The organism is Pseudomonas sp. FP453 (assembly GCF_030687495.1).
Classification (GTDB): domain Bacteria; phylum Pseudomonadota; class Gammaproteobacteria; order Pseudomonadales; family Pseudomonadaceae; genus Aquipseudomonas.
Genome location: NZ_CP117435.1, coordinates 1974896 through 1996646, shown reverse-complemented (window position 1 = coordinate 1996646; position 21751 = coordinate 1974896). Strand labels below are relative to the sequence as shown.

General features: G+C 58.7%; 19 protein-coding genes. 4 read left to right on the top strand and 15 right to left on the bottom strand.

Annotated elements, in window-relative coordinates; genetic code table 11:
- Nucleotides 1-158: 158 nt before the first annotated feature.
- Nucleotides 159-575: an OsmC family protein gene (locus tag PSH87_RS09170; RefSeq protein ID WP_017734324.1), complete on the top strand. Its 417-nt coding sequence runs from the start codon at nucleotides 159-161 to the stop codon at nucleotides 573-575.
- A gap of 64 nt (nucleotides 576-639) precedes the next feature.
- Nucleotides 640-1506, top strand: a complete 867-nt coding sequence (locus PSH87_RS09165) for a pirin family protein (protein ID WP_305433206.1) — start codon at nucleotides 640-642, stop codon at nucleotides 1504-1506.
- A 181-nt stretch (nucleotides 1507-1687) separates the two neighbouring features.
- On the opposite strand, the gene PSH87_RS09160 is transcribed toward PSH87_RS09165, so the two are convergent.
- From PSH87_RS09160 to PSH87_RS09145, 4 genes are all read right to left on the bottom strand, one after another.
- A complete protein-coding gene (locus tag PSH87_RS09160; protein WP_305433204.1) occupies nucleotides 1688-2410 on the bottom strand; it encodes a dienelactone hydrolase family protein in 723 nt (240 codons plus the stop codon).
- Between the two features lie 66 nt (nucleotides 2411-2476).
- Nucleotides 2477-4381, bottom strand: a complete 1905-nt coding sequence (htpG, locus tag PSH87_RS09155) for a molecular chaperone HtpG (protein ID WP_305433202.1) — start codon at nucleotides 4379-4381, stop codon at nucleotides 2477-2479.
- A gap of 89 nt (nucleotides 4382-4470) precedes the next feature.
- Complete coding sequence (locus tag PSH87_RS09150) at nucleotides 4471-4923, bottom strand: PaaI family thioesterase (RefSeq protein WP_017734328.1); 453 nt, start codon at nucleotides 4921-4923, stop codon at nucleotides 4471-4473.
- Entirely contained in the window at nucleotides 4920-5396 is a 477-nt protein-coding gene (locus PSH87_RS09145) for a PaaI family thioesterase (protein ID WP_305433200.1), read from the bottom strand. Before PSH87_RS09145 ends, PSH87_RS09150 begins: the two co-directional genes overlap by 4 nt.
- Before the next feature lie 158 nt (nucleotides 5397-5554).
- Between PSH87_RS09145 and PSH87_RS09140 the strand changes: the two genes are divergently transcribed.
- Nucleotides 5555-5806 (top strand): hypothetical protein, encoded by a 252-nt coding sequence (locus tag PSH87_RS09140; RefSeq protein ID WP_026136463.1) that lies wholly within the window; start codon nucleotides 5555-5557, stop codon nucleotides 5804-5806.
- 90 nt (nucleotides 5807-5896) lie between these two features.
- On the opposite strand, the gene PSH87_RS09135 is transcribed toward PSH87_RS09140, so the two are convergent.
- The 11 genes from PSH87_RS09135 to sdhC all read right to left on the bottom strand — a co-directional run bounded on the left by PSH87_RS09135 (nucleotide 5897) and on the right by sdhC (nucleotide 20001).
- The gene (locus tag PSH87_RS09135) at nucleotides 5897-6634 is read right to left on the bottom strand and encodes a DUF599 domain-containing protein (RefSeq protein WP_017734331.1); all 738 of its coding nucleotides are present in this window, start codon (nucleotides 6632-6634) and stop codon (nucleotides 5897-5899) included.
- 249 nt (nucleotides 6635-6883) lie between these two features.
- A complete protein-coding gene (brnQ, locus tag PSH87_RS09130) occupies nucleotides 6884-8197 on the bottom strand; it encodes a branched-chain amino acid transport system II carrier protein (protein WP_305433197.1) in 1314 nt (437 codons plus the stop codon).
- A gap of 432 nt (nucleotides 8198-8629) precedes the next feature.
- Nucleotides 8630-9511 carry a succinate--CoA ligase subunit alpha gene (sucD, locus tag PSH87_RS09125; protein ID WP_003172813.1) on the bottom strand — a complete coding sequence of 294 codons (882 nt, stop codon included), beginning with the start codon at nucleotides 9509-9511 and terminating at the stop codon, nucleotides 8630-8632.
- Nucleotides 9511-10677, bottom strand: coding sequence for an ADP-forming succinate--CoA ligase subunit beta (gene sucC / locus PSH87_RS09120; RefSeq protein WP_017734333.1), 1167 nt, complete (start codon nucleotides 10675-10677; stop codon nucleotides 9511-9513). Before sucC ends, sucD begins: the two co-directional genes overlap by 1 nt.
- A gap of 204 nt (nucleotides 10678-10881) precedes the next feature.
- On the bottom strand, nucleotides 10882-12318 hold the full coding sequence (gene lpdA / locus PSH87_RS09115) for a dihydrolipoyl dehydrogenase (RefSeq protein ID WP_017734334.1): 1437 nt from the start codon (nucleotides 12316-12318) through the stop codon (nucleotides 10882-10884).
- Between the two features lie 99 nt (nucleotides 12319-12417).
- Nucleotides 12418-13635: a 2-oxoglutarate dehydrogenase complex dihydrolipoyllysine-residue succinyltransferase gene (gene odhB, locus PSH87_RS09110; protein WP_305433195.1), complete on the bottom strand. Its 1218-nt coding sequence runs from the start codon at nucleotides 13633-13635 to the stop codon at nucleotides 12418-12420.
- 44 nt (nucleotides 13636-13679) lie between these two features.
- Complete coding sequence (locus PSH87_RS09105) at nucleotides 13680-16511, bottom strand: 2-oxoglutarate dehydrogenase E1 component (RefSeq protein WP_017734336.1); 2832 nt, start codon at nucleotides 16509-16511, stop codon at nucleotides 13680-13682.
- A gap of 261 nt (nucleotides 16512-16772) precedes the next feature.
- Nucleotides 16773-17477, bottom strand: coding sequence for a succinate dehydrogenase iron-sulfur subunit (locus PSH87_RS09100; RefSeq protein WP_003172807.1), 705 nt, complete (start codon nucleotides 17475-17477; stop codon nucleotides 16773-16775).
- Between the two features lie 11 nt (nucleotides 17478-17488).
- Nucleotides 17489-19261 carry a succinate dehydrogenase flavoprotein subunit gene (gene sdhA / locus PSH87_RS09095; RefSeq protein ID WP_026136464.1) on the bottom strand — a complete coding sequence of 591 codons (1773 nt, stop codon included), beginning with the start codon at nucleotides 19259-19261 and terminating at the stop codon, nucleotides 17489-17491.
- A 3-nt stretch (nucleotides 19262-19264) separates the two neighbouring features.
- A complete protein-coding gene (sdhD, locus tag PSH87_RS09090; RefSeq protein WP_016974690.1) occupies nucleotides 19265-19633 on the bottom strand; it encodes a succinate dehydrogenase, hydrophobic membrane anchor protein in 369 nt (122 codons plus the stop codon).
- Entirely contained in the window at nucleotides 19627-20001 is a 375-nt protein-coding gene (sdhC, locus tag PSH87_RS09085; protein ID WP_016979564.1) for a succinate dehydrogenase, cytochrome b556 subunit, read from the bottom strand. The genes sdhD and sdhC overlap by 7 nt, the downstream gene beginning before the upstream one ends.
- Before the next feature lie 364 nt (nucleotides 20002-20365).
- On the opposite strand from sdhC, the gene gltA reads away from it, so the two are divergent.
- Entirely contained in the window at nucleotides 20366-21655 is a 1290-nt protein-coding gene (gene gltA / locus PSH87_RS09080) for a citrate synthase (protein ID WP_017734340.1), read from the top strand.
- Nucleotides 21656-21751: the final 96 nt, after the last annotated feature.

Sequence of the window (21751 nt, the reverse complement as noted above, 5' to 3'; positions counted from 1 at the left end):
AGGTATCGGCCCTTGCGCCACTTTGCGTAAGACGAAAACGCGATATAAACCCCTAGCACAATCGCGACGAAACTGATTGTAGAAAACAGGGAACACCCGCACGCGCCCATGCTCTATAACTGCATGACCTTCATCCTGCCCTTCCTGTGAGGTTTGCCATGCCCGTTACCGTCAATACGCTCAACCACGACAACTTTCGCCACAGCGTGAATATCAACCACCACGAGCTGTTCACCGACCTGCCCAAGAGCCTGGGTGGCGATGACTCGGCGCCTTCCCCCCACGACTACTTCGACGCCGCCCTGGCCTCCTGCAAAGCCTTGACCGTAAAGCTCTACGCGCAGAAAAAGGACATCCCGCTCACCGGCGTGACCGTGGAAGTCACCCACGACGCCACCGAAGAGCAAAAAGGCAAATACAAGCTCAACGTCAAGCTGACCCTCAAAGGCGTGCTCACCGATGCCCAGCGCGACGAGCTGCATCGCGTGGCCGACCGTTGCCCGGTGCACAAGCTGATGACCACCGCCGAGATCAGCATCGACACCACCTTGTCGGAAGGCGCCTTCAGCCAGTAGCAGCAACATCCCGGCGAGCGGGTTATGCTCAACGCCATCTAACCCGCTCAGACTGGGACCTGCCATGCCCCCCCTTACCGTGATCCGCCCACGCCCCGAAGACGTGGAAGGCCAGCCGATCCTGCGCCCGCTGCCCTCGCGCGAATGCCGCAGCGTCGGGCCTTTCGTGTTTTTCGACCATATGCTGCCAACCCGCTATGCGCCGGGCAGCGGCATGAATATCCGCCAGCACCCGCATATCGGCCTGTCCACCCTCACCTACCTGTTCGAAGGCGCCTTGCAGCACAAGGACAGCCTGGGTTCGGATCAGGTGGTGCAGGCCGGCGACGTCAGCTGGATGACCGCCGGCAGCGCGATTGCCCACGTCGAACGCACGCCCGAGGCCGTCAAGGCCGCAGGATTCAGCCTGCACGGCCTGCAAGTATGGCTGGCGTCGCCCAAGGATCACGAGACCGGGCCGGGCCACTACAGCCATCACCCGGCGGCGAGTCTGCCGCTCAGTGACAACCTGGGGGTACAGGTTCGCCTGATCGCGGGCAATGGCTTCTGCCTGAAGTCACCGGTGCCGGTGCTGTCGCCGACCCTGTATGCCGAAGTGCGGATGCAGACGGCCACCACCCTGCTGATTCCTGACGAGCATGAGGAACGGGCGGTGTATGTGCTGGACGGCGAAGCGCAACTGGACGGTGAGCCGCTGGAGGTACACAGCCTGGTGGTGTTGCCACAGGGTCAGGAGATGGCGCTGTTTGCCGAGACGGAGTGCCATCTGGTGGTGTTTGGCGGTGCGCCATTGGATGGGCCGCGGCGGATCAATTGGAATTTCGTGGCGAGTGATCCGGCGGTGATCGAGCAGGCAAGGCAGCGTTGGGCGGCGGGGGATTGGCCGACGGTGCCGGGGGAATCTGAAAGGATTGAGTTGCCGGTGAGATAGCCATCGCGGGCAAGCCCGCTCCTACATTTTGATTTGTGAACGTATTCAAATGTGGGAGCTGGCTTGCCTGCAATAGGGCCAAAAAAATCAGCCCTGAAACACTCCCACATTTTGATTTGTGAACGCATTCAAATGTGGGAGCTGGCTTGCCTGCGATGAGGCCAGTACAGGCGCCGAAAAATCAGCCCGCGAACACTTCATCCAACAAATCATGCATCGACTTGAACGCCCGCTTGGCCGTCTTCGCGTCGTACATCATCTTGCCCGGCACATTGGCGTGCGGGTCGGTGAAGGAATGCACCGCGCCGCCGTAGCTCAGCAGTTGCCAATCCACCCCAGCCGCGTTCATTTCTGCTTCAAACGCTGGCAGCTGCTCTCTCGGCACCAAAGGATCGGACGCGCCATGCAGCACCAGCACTGACCCCTGGATGTGCCTGGCACCTGCCGGGTTCTGGGTGTCGATGGTGCCGTGGAACGATACGGCAGCCTTCAGCGGTGCACCGGTACGCGCCAGCTCCAGCGAGCAGAAACCACCGAAGCAGAAACCAAAGGTCGCCAGCTTCGCCGTATCCACCTCGGCCTGGGCCTGCAGTTGTGCAAAGGCCGCCTGCATGCGCTTGAGCAACTCCGGGTTATCGTTTTTCAACGGCATCATCGCCGCGCCAGCTTCATCGCCATTCGACGGACGCACGGTTTGCCCGTACAGGTCGGCGATCAGCACCACGTAGCCTTTACTGGCCACGCTCTTGGCGATCTCTTCGGCACCCGCACTCACCCCCATCCAGTTCGGCGCCATCAACAGGCCCGGCAGCGGGCCCTGGTGGCTGGCATCGAACGCGAGGCGGCTTTCGTAGGACTGGCCATCAAGCTGATAGACCACGGAACGCACAGTGACTTGGCTCATCATTTACTCCAGTTGAGGTGCACGAGAACGAAAAAGCCCGCCGAAGCGGGCTTTTCTACAACGGTGTCAGACCGACAGTTCAACCAACAGCTTGTTCAGGCGGCGCACATAGGCGGCCGGGTCCTTCAAGCTGTCGCCAGCGGCCAGGGCCGCCTGGTCGAAGAGGATGTGCGACAGGTCGCCAAACCGCTCTTCGCTCTGCTCGCCATCAAGTTTCTCGATCAGCGGGTGAGCCGGGTTGAACTCGAAGATCGGCTTGGAATCCGGAACCTTCTGCCCGCTGGCTTCGAGGATCTGGCGCATCTGCATGCCCAGGTCCTGCTCGCCGATGGCCAGGATCGCCGGGGAATCGGTCAGACGGTGGGAAACCCGCACTTCGCTGACGGCATCGCCCAGGGCGGTCTTGATTCGTTCAACCAGGCCTTCTTTGGCCTTGGCGACTTCTTCGGCTTCCTTCTTCTCTTCTGCGGAGTCCAGGTTACCCAGGTCCAGGTCACCACGGGCCACGTCGACGAACGACTTGCCGTCGAACTCGCTGAGGTAGCTCATCAGCCACTCGTCGATACGGTCGGTCAGCAGCAGCACTTCGATGCCTTTCTTGCGGAAGACTTCCAGGTGCGGGCTGTTCTTGACCTGGGCGTAGGTTTCGCCGGTCAGGTAGTAGATCTTGTCCTGACCTTCCTTGGCGCGGGCCAGGTACTCGGCCAGGGACACCACCTGCTCGCCACCCTCTTCATGGGTCGAAGCAAAGCGCAGCAGGCCGGCGATTTTTTCCTTGTTGGCGAAATCTTCAGCCGGGCCTTCTTTCATGACCTGGCCGAAGTTTTTCCAGAAGCCCTTGTATTGCTCAGGCTCGTTCTTCGCCAGCTTTTCCAGCATGTCGAGCACGCGCTTGGTCAGCGCCGACTTCATGGAGTCGATGATCGGGTCTTTCTGCAGGATTTCCCGCGACACGTTCAGCGACAGGTCATTGGAGTCGACCACGCCTTTGATAAAGCGCAGGTACAGCGGCAGGAAGGATTCCGCCTGGTCCATCACGAACACGCGCTGCACGTAGAGCTTGAGGCCCTTTGGCGCTTCACGCTGGTACAGGTCGAACGGAGCACGGGCCGGTACGTAGAGCAGCGAGCTGTATTCCAGCTTGCCTTCGACCTTGTTGTGGCTCCAGCTCAGCGGGTTCTCGTAGTCATGGGCGATGTGCTTGTAGAACTCCTGGTATTCCTCGTCTTTGACTTCGGTACGAGGACGGGTCCACAGGGCGCTGGCGCGGTTGACCACTTCCCATTCCTGGGCAGGTTTTTCTTCACCTTCGGCAACAGCCTGTTCTTTCGGCAGCTCGATGGGCAAAGCGATATGGTCGGAATACTTCTTGATGATGTTGCGCAGGCGGTAGCCGTCGGCGAACTCATCTTCATTGGCTTTGAGGTGCAGCACGATGCGGGTGCCACGGTCAGCCTTGTCGATGGTGGCGATTTCAAATTCACCCTCACCTTTGGACGACCAGTGCACGCCTTCGCTGGCGTCGAGGCCGGCGCGACGGCTGAACACTTCAACCCTGTCGGCAACGATAAAGGCCGAGTAGAAGCCCACGCCGAACTGGCCGATCAGGTGCGAATCTTTCTTCTGATCGCCCGACAGGTTCTTCATGAAATCTGCAGTGCCGGATTTGGCGATGGTGCCCAGGTGGGTGATCGCGTCTTCACGGCTCATGCCGATGCCGTTGTCTTCGAGGGTGACGGTCTTGGCGTCCTTGTCGAAGCTCACACGGATTTTCAGTTCGGCGCCGCCTTCCAGCAACTCAGGCTTGGACAGGGCTTCGAAACGTAATTTGTCGACAGCGTCAGAGGCGTTGGAGATCAATTCGCGAAGGAAGATTTCCTTGTTGGAATACAGCGAATGGATCATGAGGTGCAGCAGTTGCTTCACCTCGGTCTGGAAGCCCAGGGTTTCCTTTTGAGTTTCCACGCTCATGGTCATCAAACTCCAATTGGATGGCAGTGGCCGCGTTCTCAATGATTGGCGGCGGGTTGTCATCCAAGTTGGGGGCTAAGGCCAGGATTTCAAGGGCGACTTGGTTCCTCGATCTTGAAATGCGCGCGAGCCGTGGCAATCGGTTCCGCCGCCGTGCTCTGCCAGGCGGTGATCGCGACATTCGCCACCCGCCGGCCTTGGCGCCACACCTGGCATTTGGCGTAAGTGTCGCGAAACTGCCCGGCGCGCAGGTAATCCAGGGAGAAGTCGATGATTTTCGGCAGGCCCGGCGCACCGGTGAATACCAGCAGGTGCAGCGCCGCCGACAGCTCCATAAAGCCGGCAATCACCCCGCCGTGGAGCGCCGGCAATATCGGGTTACCAATATTGTCCTTGCTCGCCGGCAGGCGAAACAGCAGCTCATCCCCGAGGCGGGTGCATTCGATGCCGATCAGCTTGGCGTAGGGGATCAGGCCCAGCAGTTCGTCGTAGTTGCCGCGCGCATGGGCCTGTTCCAGGCGGGTCTTGAATCGATGTGTCATGCCTGCTCTCCCTTGATCGCGCTGCCCAATCCTTGCGTGCCCTTGAGACGCTTGCCCATACGCATGAACGTGCCCACTACATGGGCGATGGGCTGCTGTGGATCGTCCTGGTAGGCGAAGCCACGGGTGAAAATCACGTCGGTGGTGACGCGGTAGCATTGGGCGAAGCCAAACACGGGTTTATGGGGCTCGGCCGGGTGCATGTAGTCGATACGCAGGTCGAGGGTCGGGCACACCTCGAACTCGGGCAAGACACATAAGGTCGCCATGCCGCAGGCCGTGTCCATCAGGGAGGTCAAGGCGCCACCATGGATCACACCGGTATTGGGATCACCGACGAGATGGGGGGCGTAGGGCATGATCAACGTGATGCCCTCCCCGCTCGCGTGATGAGCGGTAATACCCAACACCTGGCAATGGCGCAAGGCCGATACAAAGCGCGTCGCGCGCTCTAACAAAGGGTTTTCGGTCATTCGTTCGGGACTCTTATTAGTGTGGATCGACAAAATCGGTGGCGCGGGCAAAAGTTCCTTTAAGTCAGCGGTTTATATATCTGTGAAACAAAAGGAACTAATGCCGGAGCCCCATGCTCGAAAGGCCAGTAGATATCTTCAATAAGGAGAAACACCCCATGCGCAAGACTTTAGCTATTTCCATGATGCTCGCTGCTGCCCTCGGTCTCGCTGCCTGCGACAAAAAATCCGAAGACAAAGCCCAAGACGCCGCTGCACATTCCGAGCAAGCTCAGAAAGACATGGCGAAGGCTCAGGATAAAGTGAACGACGCTGCGAAAGAAAACGCCGAAGCTGCCAAAGCTCAGGCTGAATCGAACGCCGCCGCTGCAAAAGAAGCTGCACCTGCTACACCAGCCACCGGTTCTTGAGACCGCGGCTAGCAATAGCACTGCTGCAAAAAGAAAGCCCGCTTAGATAGCGGGCTTTACTTTGTCTGCCGTTTTTACTTGAAGCGTTAGTTAAACCGCCTCTTTTACCGCCTCCGGCAGCGGCGTGTCGGTCTGCGTATACACCATCACTTGCAATACGTCGGAATGAAACTCCCGGCGGTAAAGCACCAACACCACCCCGCTGCTCATCAACATGAACAACCAGGGGCTGACAAACCACGCCAACATGGTCATGCCAAAATAATAAGAGCGCAGGCCAAAGTTGAACTGGTTGGCCGCCATGGAAATCACCCGCGCCGCCCGCAGGGCGAACGCCTTGCGCTCCTGCTCCGACACATGCCGCTCGCCGATCATCGGTGCCGAACCCACCAGCACGGCCGCGAAGTTGTACTGGCGCATGCACCAGCTGAAGGTGAAGAAGGCGTAGACAAACACCAGTGCCAGGCACAGCAACTTGATCTCCGACATGCCCTGGGACGCCTGCTGCACCATGGGAATGTCCGCCAGCAACGACACCGCCCGCTCCGAGGCCCCGAGCACGGTGAGAATACCGGCAAGGATGATCAAGGTGCTGGAGGCGAAGAACGAGGCGTTCCGCTCCAGGTTGCCGATCACGCTGGCGTCGGCGATGCGGTTGTCGCGCATCAGCATGCGGCGCATCCAGTCTTCGCGATACAGGTGCAGCACGCTGGCCAGGCAAGCCGTGTCCCGTGCTTTCCAGGTGGCATAACGGGTGTAGCCGCCCCAGCACAAGACGAACCAGAGCGCGGCAAGCAGGTGGATCAGATTGGTTTCGATGAACGACATGCGGGTCCCTATGACGAGCGCGATCAATGGGGGAGCTGGCTTGCCTGCGATGGCGTCTGTTCAGTCACTGCTGAGTTAACTGGCATACCGCTATCGCAGGCAAGCCAGCTCCCACACTGACTGCGTTTCAACTTGAAATTTTCTTAACCTGTTCGACGTTAGCCCAAGCGAAAAGACACTGCCTGACAACCAAAAAAAAATGCCCCGTATCGATTGATACGGGGCATTTCGGTAGCGCCTTTTAGCCGATCAAGCGATCGCTTCGCTGCGCTTGCCGAGCAGCAGATCAACCCCAAACGCCACCACCAGGGTCAAAAACGACGGCACCAGCCACGCCAGGCCCTGCTCGCTCAGCGGCAGGTGCGCCAATTGCGCCGGCATCCAGTCGGCCAAGCCAGCGCCTTTGAGCGCATCGATGCAACCAAAGATGAACGACACCAGCATCACCGGGCCGACAATGCGGCCCTGTTCATTCCAGAAGTCTTTGCAGAAGCTCAAGGCCACCAGCACGATGCACGGCGGGTAGATCGCCGTGAGCACCGGGATCGAGAACGCGATCAGCTTGGTCAGGCCCAGGTTGGACACGAACAGCGAAAACAGCGCCAGGATCACGACCAATGTCTTGTAGGACAATGGCAGGACGCGGCTGAAGTACTCGGCGCAGGCACAGGTCAGGCCTACGGCAGTGACCAGGCACGCCAGGGAGATCAACACGGCCAGGAAACCGCTGCCCAGGGAGCCGAAGGTGTGCTGCACGTAAGCATGCAGCACCGCTGCGCCGTTGGTCGCGCCGGCGGCAACGGCATGGCTGCCCGAGCCCAGGCGGAACAGGCTGAAGTACACCAGGGCCAGGCCCACGCCGGCAATCAAGCCCGCAATGATGGCGTAACGGGTGATGAGCTTGGGCGACTCGACGCCACGGGAGCGGATGGCATTGACGATCACGATGCCAAACACCAGGGCGCCCAGGGTATCCATGGTCAGGTAGCCCTGGATAAAGCCTTGGGAAAACGGTGCGGCCACGTATTCCGGGGTGGCGACACCCACGTCACCGGCCGGCAAGGCGAATGCAGCGATACCGAGGATCGCCAAGGCGATGATCTTCAGTGGGGCGAGGAAGCGACCCACGGTATCCAGGAGTCGACCTGGATACAGGGAAACGAAGAACACCACCAGGAAGTACACCGAGCTGTAGATGAACAACGCCAGCGGGCTTTCGCCGGTCAGCGGCGCCAGGCCCACTTCAAAGGACACGGTCGCGGTACGCGGGGTGGCGAACAGCGGCCCTACCGCCAGATACGCCGCCGCCGCGAGCAGGCCACCGGCGATCTTGCCGATCGGGCTGCTCAACGCGTCCATACCGCCGCCGACCTTGGCCAGGGCGATCACGGTGACCACCGGCAAACCCACGGCGGTGATCAGAAAGCCCAGCGCTGCCATCCAGACATGAGGCCCGGACTGCAAACCAACGATAGGCGGGAAGATGATGTTGCCGGCGCCCACGAACAGGGCAAAGGTCATAAAGCCCAACGCCAGGATATCCTGGCTTTTCAACACTTTCATTTGAGGAAATACCACACTACTGAATCGGAATTTAGAGAGGGATTCCCTATGGATGAGGGAAATACTGCCAGCCCTGATGGGGGCCGACCGGTCTAGCGCGGGGCTTCCTTTTGGGAGGCACACGCATAAAGAGGCGGGCAGAATACAGAATTTGGCTGACGAACGCACTGTTGCGGGGCGAACTGTCCGATAAGCGACATTCAAATGTCGCGTTTTCATACTTAACGTGGCAATACATTCCACTGTGGGAGCTGGCTTGCCTGCGATAGCGATCTGTCTGTGCCAAATGTGTCGGCTGACACACCGCTATCGCAGGCAAGCCAGCTCCCACATTTGACCGAGTAGATCCCACAACAAATGGGTAAACCCAGAAAGCACAAAGGCCACCCGAAGGTGGCCTTTGCTTGGTAAAGCGTCAGCTAAGCGCGAGGCTTACTTGACAGCCCAACCGGTCAGCTCGGCCAGGGCCTTGCCGATGTCTGCCAGCGAACGCACGGTTTTAACGCCTGCGTCTTGCAGTGCAGCGAATTTCTCGTCTGCAGTGCCTTTGCCGCCAGAGATGATTGCGCCAGCATGGCCCATGCGCTTGCCAGCAGGGGCAGTCACACCAGCGATGTAGGAAACAACCGGCTTGGTCACGTGTGCCTTGATGTAGGCAGCCGCTTCTTCTTCAGCCGAACCGCCGATCTCACCGATCATCACGATCGCTTCGGTCTTCGGGTCTTCCTGGAACAGTTTCAGGATGTCGATGAAGTTCGAACCTGGGATCGGGTCACCGCCGATGCCGACGCAAGTCGACTGACCGAAACCGGCGTCAGTAGTCTGCTTCACAGCTTCGTAGGTCAGGGTGCCGGAACGGGAAACGATACCGACTTTACCTGGCAAGTGAATGTGACCTGGCATGATGCCGATCTTGCATTCGCCTGGAGTGATCACGCCTGGGCAGTTAGGGCCGATCAGGACAACACCCAGCTCGTCGCACTTAACTTTAGCGTCCAGCATGTCCAGGGTAGGAATGCCTTCGGTGATGCAAACGATCAGCTTGATGCCGCCGAACGCTGCTTCCAGGATCGAGTCCTTGCAGAAAGGAGCTGGAACGTAGATCACGCTGGCGGTGGCGCCAGTGGCAGCTACAGCGTCTTTCACGGTGTTGAACACTGGCAGGCCCAGGTGCTCGGTGCCGCCTTTGCCAGGAGTTACACCACCAACCATCTTGGTGCCGTACTCGATGGCTTGCTGGGTGTGGAAACTACCTTGGGAACCGGTAATGCCCTGGCAGATAACTTTGGTGTCTTTATTGATCAGGACGCTCATTATTTGCCCTCCGCAGCTTTAACAACTTGTTGAGCAGCGTCGGTCAGGCTGGTAGCCGCGATGATGTTCAAACCGCTTTCTGCCAGTACTTTAGCGCCCAGTTCAGCGTTGTTGCCTTCAAGGCGAACAACAACCGGGATTTTCACGCCGACTTCTTTCACTGCACCGATGATGCCTTCGGCAATCATGTCGCAACGAACGATGCCGCCGAAGATGTTGACCAGTACTGCAGCGACGTTGGAGTCGGACAGGATGATCTTGAAGGCTTCGGTTACGCGTTCTTTGGTAGCACCACCGCCCACGTCGAGGAAGTTGGCTGGTTTGCCGCCATGCAGGTTGACGATGTCCATGGTACCCATGGCCAGGCCAGCACCGTTGACCATGCAACCGATGTTACCTTCCAGGGCTACGTAGTTCAGTTCGAACTTGGCAGCGTGCGCTTCGCGCGGATCGTCTTGCGACGGATCGTGGAAAGTCTTCAGCTTAGGCTGACGGTACATGGCGTTGGCGTCGATGTTGATCTTGGCGTCGAGGCAATGCAGATCGCCGTCAGCCTTGATCACCAGCGGGTTCACTTCCAGCAGGGCCAGATCGTGATCCTGGAACAGTTTGGCCAGACCTACGAAGATCTTGGCGAACTGGGCAACTTGCTTGCCTTCCAGACCCAGCTGGAAAGCCAGCTCGCGACCCTGGAATGGCTGAGCGCCAACCAGTGGATCGATAGTGGCTTTCAGAATTTTTTCTGGGGTGTCATGGGCGATCTTCTCGATGTCCACGCCACCTTCGGTGGAAGCCATGAACACGATGCGACGGCTCGAACGGTCAACGACAGCGCCCAGGTACAGCTCTTTAGCGATATCAGTGCACGATTCAACCAGGATCTTGGTGACTGGCTGGCCATTGGCATCAGTCTGGTAAGTCACCAGACGCTTGCCCAGCCACTGCTGTGCGAAGGCCTTGGCGTCTTCTTTGCTGCGAACCAGCTTAACGCCGCCCGCTTTACCGCGACCACCAGCGTGGACCTGGGCTTTGACAACCCACTCGGTACCACCGATTTTGTCGCAAGCTTCTGCTGCTGCTTCCGGGGTGTCGACTGCGAAACCCTGGGATACTGGCAGGCCGTATTCAGCGAACAGCTGCTTACCCTGATACTCGTGAAGATTCATGCTTTTTACCGTCTTCGTTAGGTACTGCGCATTCGGCGCTGCGCTCATTATGAGTGCCGCGCCACCTGTGACTGCTGCTTGCGCAACTTGCGGGGCTCAAGGCCCGTAAAGCTGCGCAAGGCTGCGTCCAGCGGATATTCCGCGGTGAGTCTTGCGCGCAAGGCTCACGACGGGCAACTCCGCCGTGGTTTCTTATTATCTCGCTTAGCGCTTCTTGCGGTTGGCGATGTGGATGGCGCCGCCATTCACTGCCAACGCCGCTTCGTGCAACGCTTCGGACAGGGTCGGATGGGAGAAGACCATCATGCCCAGGTCCTCGGCACTGGTGCCGAATTCCATACCGATCGCGCCTTGCTGAACCAGTTCTGCAGCGCTCGGGCCAATCACGTGGACGCCCAATACGCGGTCAGTCTTGGCATCAGCGATGACTTTGACAAAACCACCGGTGTCGTTCGCTGCCATGGCACGGCCAGAAGCGGCAAACGGGAAGGTGCCGACGTTAACTTCAACGCCTTCAGCTTTCAACTGCTGTTCGTTCTTGCCGACCCATGCAATTTCCGGGTGGGTGTAGATAACCGATGGGATCAGGTCGTAGTTCATCTGGGTTTTGTGGCCCTTGATGCGCTCGACAACCATGATGCCTTCTTCGGAAGCCTTGTGCGCCAGCATCATGCCGCGAACCACGTCACCAATGGCGTAGACGCCAGGCACGGAGGTAGCGCAGTGATCGTCAACGTGCACGTAGCCGCGCTCGTCGAGGCTCACGCCGCTGTCAGCGGCCAGCAGGTCGGTGGTCACTGGACGGCGACCAACGGCTACGATCAGCTTGTCGAAAGTGATGGTTTTTTCGCCATCCTTGTCGGTGTAGTTGACCACAACTTCTTCGCCGTTGACTTTCGAGCCGGTCACGCGAGCGCCCAGTTTGATGTCCAGGCCTTGTTTGGTCAGGGTTTTCAGCGCTTCTTTGGAGACAGCGGTGTCGGCAGCCAGCAGGAACGTGTCCAGGGCTTCCAGGACAGTCACTTCAGCGCCCAGGCGGGACCATACCGAACCCAGTTCCAGACCGATCACGCCAGCGCCGATCACGCCCAGACGCTTAGGTACAGCCTGGAATTCCAGGGCGCCGGTCGAATCAACGATCACGTTGTTGTCGACTGGAGCCGGTGGAATGTCGATTGGGCGCGAACCTGGTGCCAGGATCACGTTCTCGGCTTCGATGATTTCGGTCGAACCGTCTGGCTTGGTGATTTCAACTTTCTTGCCGGCCAGCAGCTTGCCGTGGCCTTGCAGGGAAGTCACGCCGTTGGCCTTGAACAAGGTCGCAACGCCGGAAGTCAGGCCCTTAACGATGTTGGCTTTACGGCCGACCATTGCTGGCACGTCCATGGTCACGCCAGCATGGTTGATACCGTGGATCGCGAAGCCGTCTTGGGCTTCGTGGAATTTCCAGGAGCTGTCCAGCAGCGCCTTGGAAGGAATGCAACCGACGTTCAGGCAAGTACCGCCCAGCGCCAGTTTGCCTTCCTTGTCGGTGTATTTTTCGATGCAAGCAGTCGAGAGGCCCAGTTGTGCGGCCTTGATCGCGGCAACGTAGCCGCCAGGGCCTGCACCAATCACTACGACGTCAAATTTCTGTGTCATGAAAATAGATCCTCTATTTGCGACAAGCTTTTAGCCGCAAGCTGCAAGCCAAGCTGCTTTTTCCTACAGCTTGTAGCTCGCAACTTGCAGCTGCTTATATCAGATATCCAGCAGCAGGCGAGCCGGGTCTTCCAGCAGGTTCTTGATGGTCACCAGGAACGTCACGGCTTCTTTACCATCGATCAGGCGGTGATCGTAGGACAGTGCCAGGTACATCATCGGGCGGATCACGACTTGGCCGTTGATGGCCATCGGACGCTGGATGATGTTGTGCATGCCCAGGATCGCAGCTTGCGGCGGGTTGACGATCGGGGTCGACATCATCGAACCGAAAGTACCACCGTTGGTGATGGTGAACGTACCGCCGGTCATCTCGTCGATGCTCAGCTTGCCGTCACGGGCTTTCTTGCCGTAGCCGGCGATGCCGCCTTCGATTTCAGCCAGGCTCATCAGCTCGGCGTTACGCAGAACCGGTACTACCAGGCCACGGTCGCTGGACACGGCAACGCCGATGTCTGCATAGCCGTGATAAACGATGTCGCTGCCGTCGATCGAAGCGTTGACGGCCGGGAAGCGTTTCAGCGCTTCGGTGGCCGCTTTCACGAAGAAGGACATGAAGCCCAGGCGCACGCCGTTGTGGGACTTCTCGAACAGATCCTTGTACTTCGAACGCAGGGCCATGACTTCGGTCATGTCGACTTCGTTGAAAGTAGTCAGCATCGCCATGTTCGACTGTGCTTCAACCAGACGCTTGGCCACGGTGGCACGAACGCGGGTCATCGGTACGCGCTTCTCGGTGCGGTCGCCAGCGGCGAACACAGGGGCAGCGGCAGCCGGTGCAGCAGCCTTGGCCGGTGCGGCGGCTGGAGCGTTTTTCTTCGCTTCAACAGCGGCAACCACGTCTTCCTTGGTCACGCGGCCGTCTTTGCCGGTGCCTTTGATGGAAGCCAGGTTGATGCCGTTTTCTTCAGCCAGTTGACGCGCGGCTGGAGCAGCGATCGGGTCTTCAGCGCCAGCAGCCGGGGCGGCAGCAGGAGCCGAAGCAGCCGGTGCAGCGGCTGGAGCAGCGGCAGCAGCACTGCCCTCTTCGATCGAACCCAGCACCTGGTTCGACAGGACGGTAGCGCCCTCTTCAGCCACGATTGCGCCCAGTACGCCGTCAGCCTCGGCCAACACTTCCAGCACGACTTTGTCGGTCTCGATGTCGACGATCAGGTCGTCACGCTTGACGGCCTCGCCTGGTTTCTTGTGCCAGGTGGCAACGGTGCCATCGGCAACCGATTCCGGGAATGACGGGGCTTTGATTTCGATAGCCATTATCTGTGTGTCCTTAAAATTCGGTTTCAGTCAGCGCGAAGGCGTTAAACAGTGAAAGCATCTTGCAGCAGTTTTTCCTGCTGCTCGGCGTGCATCGACGCATAACCACACGCAGGTGCAGCAGAAGCATCACGACCGGCGTACTCCAGGCCCAGGCCTGCTTTGTGGTTGCCGATACTGCGACGCAGGTGATGCTGGCTGCTGTACCACGCGCCCTGGTTCATCGGTTCTTCCTGGCACCACACCACATTGGTGAGGTTGGTGTAAGCCGCGATGGCTTCCATCAGGTCGTCTTCCGGGAACGGGTAAAGCTGCTCGATACGCACGATGGCGATGTCTTCGCGGCCTTCGGCACGACGTTTTTCCAGCAGGTCGTAGTAGACCTTGCCGCTGCACAGGACCAGGCGAGTCACCTTGGCTGCATCCAATGCATCGATTTCTGGAATCACGGTCTGGAACGAGCCTTCGGCCAGATCTTCCAGGGTCGAGATGGCCAATTTGTGACGCAACAGCGATTTCGGGGTCAGCACTACCAGCGGCTTGCGCAGCGGGCGGATCACCTGGCGACGCAGCAAGTGGTAGATCTGGGCCGGGGTAGTCGGCACGCACACCTGGATGTTGTGCTCGGCGCACAGCTGCAGGTAACGCTCCAGACGGGCCGAGGAGTGCTCCGGACCCTGACCTTCATAACCGTGTGGCAGCAACATGGTCAGACCGCACAGACGGCCCCACTTGTGCTCGCCGCTGGTGATGAACTGGTCGATAACCACCTGGGCACCGTTGGCGAAGTCGCCGAACTGGGCTTCCCAGATCACCAGCGCGTTTGGCGTGGTGGTCGAGTAGCCGTATTCGAACGCCAGTACGGCTTCTTCGGACAGGAACGAATCGTACAGGTCGAAACGTGGCTGGCCTTCGTACAGGTTCTGCAACGGGATGTAGGTGCCCGCGTCTTTCTGGTTGTGCAATACCGCGTGACGGTGCGAGAACGTACCACGGCCGATGTCCTGGCCGGTCATGCGGATCGGGTGACCTTCGAACGCCAGGGTCGCGTACGCCATGGTTTCGGCGTAACCCCAGTTGATCGGCAGGCCGCCGGCTTGCATCTTCTGACGGTCTTCGTAGATCTTCGCAACCTGGCGCTGTACGACGAAGCCTTCTGGAATTTCCAGCAGCTTGGCAGACAGTTCCTGCAAGGTTTTCAGATCGAACGAGGTGTCGTGACGCGCAGTCCAGGTGTGACCCAGGTACGGACGCCAGTCCACGAACAGCTCTTTGTTCGGCTCTTTGACCAGGCTCTTCACGACGTGCAGGCCGTTGTCCAGCGCGTTGCGGTATTCGTCGATCTTCGCCTGAACACGCGCATCGTCAACCACGCCGGCCTTGGTCAGGCTTTCGGCGTACAGCTCACGGGTGGTGCGCTGCTTGGTGATCTGCTGGTACATCAACGGCTGGGTGCCGCTAGGCTCATCCGCTTCGTTGTGACCGCGACGGCGGTAGCAAACCAGGTCGATCACTACGTCACGCTTGAACTGCATGCGGTAGTCGATGGCGAGCTGGGTCACGAACAACACGGCTTCCGGATCATCACCATTCACATGGAGGATCGGCGCCTGGATCATCTTGGCCACGTCGGTGGCGTACTCGGTAGAGCGCGCGTCCAGCGGGTTGCTGATGGTGAAGCCAACCTGGTTGTTGATCACGATGTGAATCGTGCCACCGGTCTTGAAGCCGCGGGTCTGCGACATCTGGAACGTTTCCAGGACCACACCTTGACCGGCGAATGCCGCGTCACCGTGGATGGAAATCGGCAGGACTTTTTCACCGGTAGCATCGTTACGACGATCCTGGCGGGCACGGACCGAACCCTCGACCACTGGAGAAACGATTTCCAGGTGGGATGGGTTGAAGGCCATGGCCAGGTGAACTTCACCGCCGGTGGTCATCACGTTGGACGAGAAGCCCTGGTGGTATTTAACGTCACCGGAACCCAGCTCGACCTTCTTCTTGCCTTCGAACTCGTCGAACAGTTCACGCGGGTTCTTGCCGAAGGTGTTGACCAACACGTTCAGGCGACCACGGTGAGCCATGCCGATCACGATTTCCTTGGTGCCGTAGGAACCGGAACGCTGGATCAGCTCGTCGAGCATCGGGATCAGGCTTTCGCCGCCTTCCAGGCCGAAACGCTTGGTGCCTGGGTATTTGGTGCCCAGGTATTTTTCCAGGCCTTCGGCAGCGGTTACGCGCTCAAGCAGATGGCTGCGTACGTCAGCGGACAACACCGGACGGCCGCGCACACCTTCCAGACGATGCTGGAACCAGTGGCGTTGCTCGGAATCGGTGATGTGCGTGAACTCGGCGCCAATGGTGCGGCAATATGTCTGCTGCAACGCTTCGTGAATTTCGCGTAGGCTCGCTTCCTCTTTGCCGATGAACAGGTCGCCGGCACGGAAGGTCGTATCAAGATCGGCATTGGTCAAGCCGTAATGATTGATCGACAGGTCAGCAGGTGCAGGACGCTTCCAGAGCCCCAGCGGGTCAAGCTGGGCCGCCTGGTGGCCGCGCATCCGGTAAGCCTGGATCAGTCGCAGTACTTCAACTTGCTTCTTCTCATGCTCACTGCTCACGCTGCCGGCGGAAACCGGTTGGGCGCGGCGCTGGTTCTTTGCCAGCAGCACAAATTGATCGCGAATTGTTGCGTGCGATACATCGGTGGCAGCGTTGCCGTCTGAAGACAACGTCTGAAATTTGGTGCGCCATTCTTCTGGCACAGCGTTAGGGTCGTGCAGGTAGAGCTCATAAAGCTCTTCCACATAGGCAGCGTTACCACCTGAAAGATAGCCGCTGTTCCACATGCGCTGCATCACGCTTTCTTGCATGCTTGGTCACCCTCGATTTGGGGACACCACCGGCGAAAACACCGAGTTTGCTTGCAAAAGGCCAAGTGCAGCGACCAAAACAAGCCACTTAGGATCACGCTGATAGTTCGGGTACCAACCCGAATGCCCCTGCTTGTCTCATTTCTTCAAAATAAGAGCTGCGGCTTTGTAAGTCGCTGCTCAAGTTAAAACTACGGCGCCGGTTGAAGCCTGCGCCGTAGCATTTACGGGCACAACGGTCCTGCTTTGCTACAACGTCGGTTACACGCCGCTTTGCAGCAGCATGTTACGGATGTGACCAATGGCCTTAGTCGGGTTCAGGCCTTTGGGACATACGTTGACGCAGTTCATGATCCCGCGGCAGCGGAATACGCTGAACGGGTCATCCAGTGAAGCCAGACGCTCGGAGGTCTTGGTGTCACGGCTGTCTGCCAGGAAGCGGTAAGCTTGCAGCAGGGCAGCTGGACCCAGGAATTTATCCGGGTTCCACCAGAAGGATGGGCAAGAGGTCGAGCAGCAAGCGCACAGGATGCACTCGTACAGACCGTCAAGCTTCTCACGCTCTTCCGGGGACTGCAGACGTTCGATGGCCGGAGCCGGCGTGTCGTTCTGCAGGAACGGCTTAACTTTCTCGTATTGCTTGTAGAAGATGCTCATATCGACGACCAGGTCACGGATAACCGGCAAACCTGGCAGTGGACGAACGATCAGCTTGTTGCCTTTGACCACGGCGGACAGCGGCGTGATGCACGCCAGGCCGTTTTTGCCGTTGATGTTCATGCCGTCGGAACCGCACACACCTTCACGGCAAGAGCGACGATACGAGAAACCCTCGTCCTGCTCTTTGATCAGTGCCAATACATCCAGCACCATCAGGTCTTTACCACCGGTATCGACCTGGAATTCCTGCATGAACGGCGCGGCGTCCTGATCAGGGTTGTAGCGATAAACACTGACTTTCAACATGGCAGCCACCCTTAGTAAGTCCGAATCTTCGGTTCAAACGTCGGCACCGTCTTCGGCGAGAAGTTCACGGCACGCTTGGTTACGCGCTTGTCACCCGGGAAGTACAGGGTGTGGCACAACCAGTTTTCGTCGTCGCGATCTTCAAAGTCTTCACGGGCGTGGGCACCACGGGATTCTTTACGAACCTCGGCAGCGATGGCAGTCGCTTCGGCCACTTCCAACAGGTTTTGCAGCTCAAGGGCTTCGATACGCGCGGTGTTGAACGCCTGGCTCTTATCGTTGATCTTGACGTTGGCGATGCGCGTACGCAGGTCGGCCAACTGGGCAATACCCTTCTGCATGTATTCGCCGGTACGGAACACACCGAAGTAGTTCTGCATGCAGCTTTGCAGCTCGCGACGCAGGGTTGCCACGTCTTCGCCATCAGTACGCTCGTTCAGAGCGTTCAGGCGCGCCAGGGCGGTTTCGATGTTGGCGTCGGTGGCGTCATCGTATTCGATGCCGTCAGTCAGCGCTTTTTCCAGGTGCAGGCCAGCAGCACGGCCGAATACCACCAGGTCGAGCAGCGAGTTGCCGCCCAGGCGGTTGGCACCGTGTACCGATACGCAAGCCACTTCGCCTACGGCGAACAGACCGTGGATGATCTCGTCGACGCCTTCGGCGTTCTGGGTGATCGCCTGGCCATGAATGTTGGTCGGCACGCCGCCCATCATATAGTGGCAGGTTGGAACCACTGGCACTGGAGCCAGTACCGGGTCAACGTGCGCAAAGGTCTTGGACAGCTCGCAGATACCTGGCAGGCGGCTATGCAGCACTTCCTCACCCAGGTGGTCGAGCTTGAGCATCACGTGGTCGCCGTTCGGGCCACAGCCGTTGCCGGCGATGATTTCCTTAACCATCGAACGGGCAACAACGTCACGACCAGCAAGGTCTTTCGCGTTCGGAGCATAACGCTCCATGAAACGCTCGCCGTGCTTGTTGATCAGGTATCCACCTTCACCACGGCAACCTTCGGTAACCAGTACACCGGCGCCGGCGATGCCGGTCGGGTGGAACTGCCACATCTCGATGTCTTGTACTGGCACGCCAGCACGCAAGGCCATGCCGACGCCGTCACCGGTGTTGATCAGGGCGTTGGTGGTCGACGCGTAGATACGGCCTGCACCGCCAGTCGCCAGAACAGTCGCCTTGGCGCGGATGTAGGTGGTTTCACCGGTTTCGATGCAGATGGCGATCACACCGACGAATGCACCGTCAGCGTTCTTCACCAGGTCCACAGCGTAGTACTCGTTCAGGAACGTAGTACCGGCTTTCAGGTTGCCCTGATAAAGGGTGTGCAGCAGCGCGTGACCAGTACGGTCGGAAGCGGCGCAGGTACGGGCAGCCTGCCCGCCTTTGCCGTAATCCTTCGACTGGCCGCCGAATGGACGCTGGTAGATACGGCCTTGTTCGGTACGGGAGAACGGCAGACCCATGTGGTCCAGCTCGAACACCGCAGCCGGGCCTTCCTGACACATGTACTCGATAGCGTCCTGGTCACCGATATAGTCGGAACCCTTGACGGTATCGTACATGTGCCAGCGCCAGTCATCGTTCGGGTCGGCGGAAGCGATGGCGCAGGTGATGCCACCCTGGGCCGATACGGTGTGGGAACGGGTCGGGAACACCTTGGTGATCACGGCAGTCTTGTGACCGCCCTGGGCCAGCTGCAGCGCTGCGCGCATGCCAGCACCGCCGCCACCAATAATGATGGCGTCGAATGAAATAGTTGGAATGTTAGCCATGAATCAGATACCCCAAAGAATCTGCACACCCCAGACGAAGTAAGCGAACATCGCGACGCCGCAGACTGCCTGGAAGAGAAAACGTACTGCAGTCGCGGACTTGCCCAGCGCCATCGGCGTCAGGTAGTCGGTCGCGATGGTCCACATGCCAACCCAGGCGTGTGCGCCCAGGGCTACAAGGGCCAGCAGACTGAAGATTCGCATCGCATTGTGGGAAAACAGGCCATGCCATTGCTCATAGCTGATGCCTGGATTTGCGACGAGGTATCCGATCAGGAAAATGAAATAAGCCGCGAGAACGACCGCAGACACACGCTGTGCCATCCAGTCATAGAGGCCCGAACGCGAAAGGTTCGTAACGCTGGTTACCATATCCAAACTCCTGCCAGAACGATCAGCACCACGGAAATGGCGATGATGATTTTCGAGCCCAGGCGGCCGCCTTCCAGCGTCTCACCGATACCCGCATCCATGATCAAGTGGCGCACACCGGCTACCAGGTGATACAGCAGAGCGGACAGGAGGCCCCATGCTACGAACTTGGCCAGCGGGCTGGTCAAGCATGCCTTCACCTCGGCGTAACCTTCCTCGGAACCCAGGGATTTGCTCAATGCATAAAGCATGATGCCCAAGCCCAGGAACAGGATGATGCCGGAAACACGGTGCAGGAACGACGTAACGCCGGTGATGGGGAGTTTGATGGTCCTTAGGTCTAGGTTTACAGGTCGTTGGCTATTCACGGCTTTTTTTCACACTGAAGAGCCCCTAACAATCAGGGCAAAGTTGTTGGGGAGTGCACTGGTCAGGTAAGCACCACCCAGGGAGTGCGACCCCCAATGAAAGCAAGCCCAAAAGCCCTTGGCGGTCGGTGGCCGAGTATAGACAGTTAGGTTACTAATGACAACGCGCGCACCTCACCCTAATAGCTGATTGCGCTGGCGGTATAAAAGGCGTAAATGGCAGGCAATTTCGAGGAAAAAGTACGGTTAAAGCCTTCTGGTGCAAGACTTTAGGCAAATTGACATCTGGATTTATATCAATATAGTGGTGCGGGCCCTGCGTGGGGGGTCTGTCTGATGATTTGAAGCATAAATAGGAGGCCACATGGCTGACAAAAAAGCGCAGTTGATCATCGAGGGCGCAGCCCCCGTCGAGCTGCCCATTTTAACCGGCACCGTTGGTCCCGATGTTATCGACGTACGGGGCCTGACGGCCACGGGCCGTTTTACATTCGACCCAGGCTTCATGTCGACCGCCTCTTGCGAGTCGAAGATCACCTATATCGATGGTGATAATGGCATTTTGCTGCATCGCGGCTACCCGATCGAGCAACTGGCCGAGAAATCGGACTACCTGGAAACCTGCTACCTGCTGCTAAATGGCGAACTGCCAACAGCCGAGCAGAAAGCCCAGTTCGTCAGCACCGTGAAGAACCACACCATGGTTCACGAGCAGTTGAAGACCTTCTTCAACGGCTTCCGTCGCGACGCCCACCCGATGGCCGTCATGTGCGGTGTGGTCGGCGCCCTGTCGGCCTTCTATCACGACTCCCTCGACATCAATAACCCGCAGCATCGCGAAATTTCCGCGATCCGCCTGGTTGCCAAGATGCCGACCCTGGCCGCAATGGTTTACAAGTACTCCATGGGCCAACCCATGATGTACCCGCGCAACGACCTGACGTACGCGGAAAACTTCCTGCACATGATGTTCAACACCCCGTGCGAGATCAAACCGATCAGCCCGGTGCTGGCCGCAGCGATGGACAAGATCTTCATCCTCCACGCCGATCACGAGCAGAACGCATCGACCTCCACCGTGCGCCTAGCAGGTTCCTCGGGTGCCAACCCGTTCGCCTGTATCGCCGCCGGTATCGCTGCACTGTGGGGCCCTGCCCACGGCGGTGCGAACGAAGCCGTATTGACCATGCTCGATGAAATCGGCGATGTCTCGAACATCGACAAGTTCATCGCCAAGGCCAAGGACAAGAACGATCCGTTCAAGCTGATGGGCTTCGGTCACCGGGTCTACAAGAACCGCGACCCGCGCGCCACCGTGATGAAAAAGACCTGCGACGAAGTGTTGAAGGAACTGGGCATCAAGAACGATCCGCAACTCGAACTGGCCATGCGCCTGGAAGAGATCGCCCTGACCGACCCGTACTTCATCGAACGCTCGCTGTACCCGAACGTCGACTTCTACTCGGGGATCATCCTCAAGGCAATCGGCATTCCAACCAGCATGTTCACCGTGATCTTCGCCCTGGCGCGGACCGTGGGCTGGATTTCCCACTGGAAAGAAATGCTCTCCAGCCCGTACAAGATTGGCCGCCCGCGCCAGCTGTACACCGGCTACGAGTCGCGTGACATCACCAAGCTGGAAGATCGCAAGTAAGCATCGCTTAGCTGCACTGAAAACGGCCTCCCTTAGTGGAGGCCGTTTTTGTTTGTGTCGCCTGCTCCACCGCCATCGCAGGCAAGCCAGCTCCCA

Bases quoted from the DNA above. Each gene is read 5' to 3' on its own strand.
- PSH87_RS09170 (WP_017734324.1), top strand. From the start codon at position 159: ATGCCCGTTACCGTCAATACGCTCAACCACGACAACTTTCGCCACAGC.
- PSH87_RS09165 (WP_305433206.1), top strand. From the start codon at position 640: ATGCCCCCCCTTACCGTGATCCGCCCACGCCCCGAAGACGTGGAAGGC.
- PSH87_RS09160 (WP_305433204.1), bottom strand. From the start codon at position 2,410: ATGAGCCAAGTCACTGTGCGTTCCGTGGTCTATCAGCTTGATGGCCAG.
- htpG (WP_305433202.1), bottom strand. From the start codon at position 4,381: ATGAGCGTGGAAACTCAAAAGGAAACCCTGGGCTTCCAGACCGAGGTG.
- PSH87_RS09150 (WP_017734328.1), bottom strand. From the start codon at position 4,923: ATGACACATCGATTCAAGACCCGCCTGGAACAGGCCCATGCGCGCGGC.
- PSH87_RS09145 (WP_305433200.1), bottom strand. From the start codon at position 5,396: ATGACCGAAAACCCTTTGTTAGAGCGCGCGACGCGCTTTGTATCGGCC.
- PSH87_RS09140 (WP_026136463.1), top strand. From the start codon at position 5,555: ATGCGCAAGACTTTAGCTATTTCCATGATGCTCGCTGCTGCCCTCGGT.
- PSH87_RS09135 (WP_017734331.1), bottom strand. From the start codon at position 6,634: ATGTCGTTCATCGAAACCAATCTGATCCACCTGCTTGCCGCGCTCTGG.
- brnQ (WP_305433197.1), bottom strand. From the start codon at position 8,197: ATGAAAGTGTTGAAAAGCCAGGATATCCTGGCGTTGGGCTTTATGACC.
- sucD (WP_003172813.1), bottom strand. From the start codon at position 9,511: ATGAGCGTCCTGATCAATAAAGACACCAAAGTTATCTGCCAGGGCATT.
- sucC (WP_017734333.1), bottom strand. From the start codon at position 10,677: ATGAATCTTCACGAGTATCAGGGTAAGCAGCTGTTCGCTGAATACGGC.
- lpdA (WP_017734334.1), bottom strand. From the start codon at position 12,318: ATGACACAGAAATTTGACGTCGTAGTGATTGGTGCAGGCCCTGGCGGC.
- odhB (WP_305433195.1), bottom strand. From the start codon at position 13,635: ATGGCTATCGAAATCAAAGCCCCGTCATTCCCGGAATCGGTTGCCGAT.
- PSH87_RS09105 (WP_017734336.1), bottom strand. From the start codon at position 16,511: ATGCAAGAAAGCGTGATGCAGCGCATGTGGAACAGCGGCTATCTTTCA.
- PSH87_RS09100 (WP_003172807.1), bottom strand. From the start codon at position 17,477: ATGTTGAAAGTCAGTGTTTATCGCTACAACCCTGATCAGGACGCCGCG.
- sdhA (WP_026136464.1), bottom strand. From the start codon at position 19,261: ATGGCTAACATTCCAACTATTTCATTCGACGCCATCATTATTGGTGGC.
- sdhD (WP_016974690.1), bottom strand. From the start codon at position 19,633: ATGGTAACCAGCGTTACGAACCTTTCGCGTTCGGGCCTCTATGACTGG.
- gltA (WP_017734340.1), top strand. From the start codon at position 20,366: ATGGCTGACAAAAAAGCGCAGTTGATCATCGAGGGCGCAGCCCCCGTC.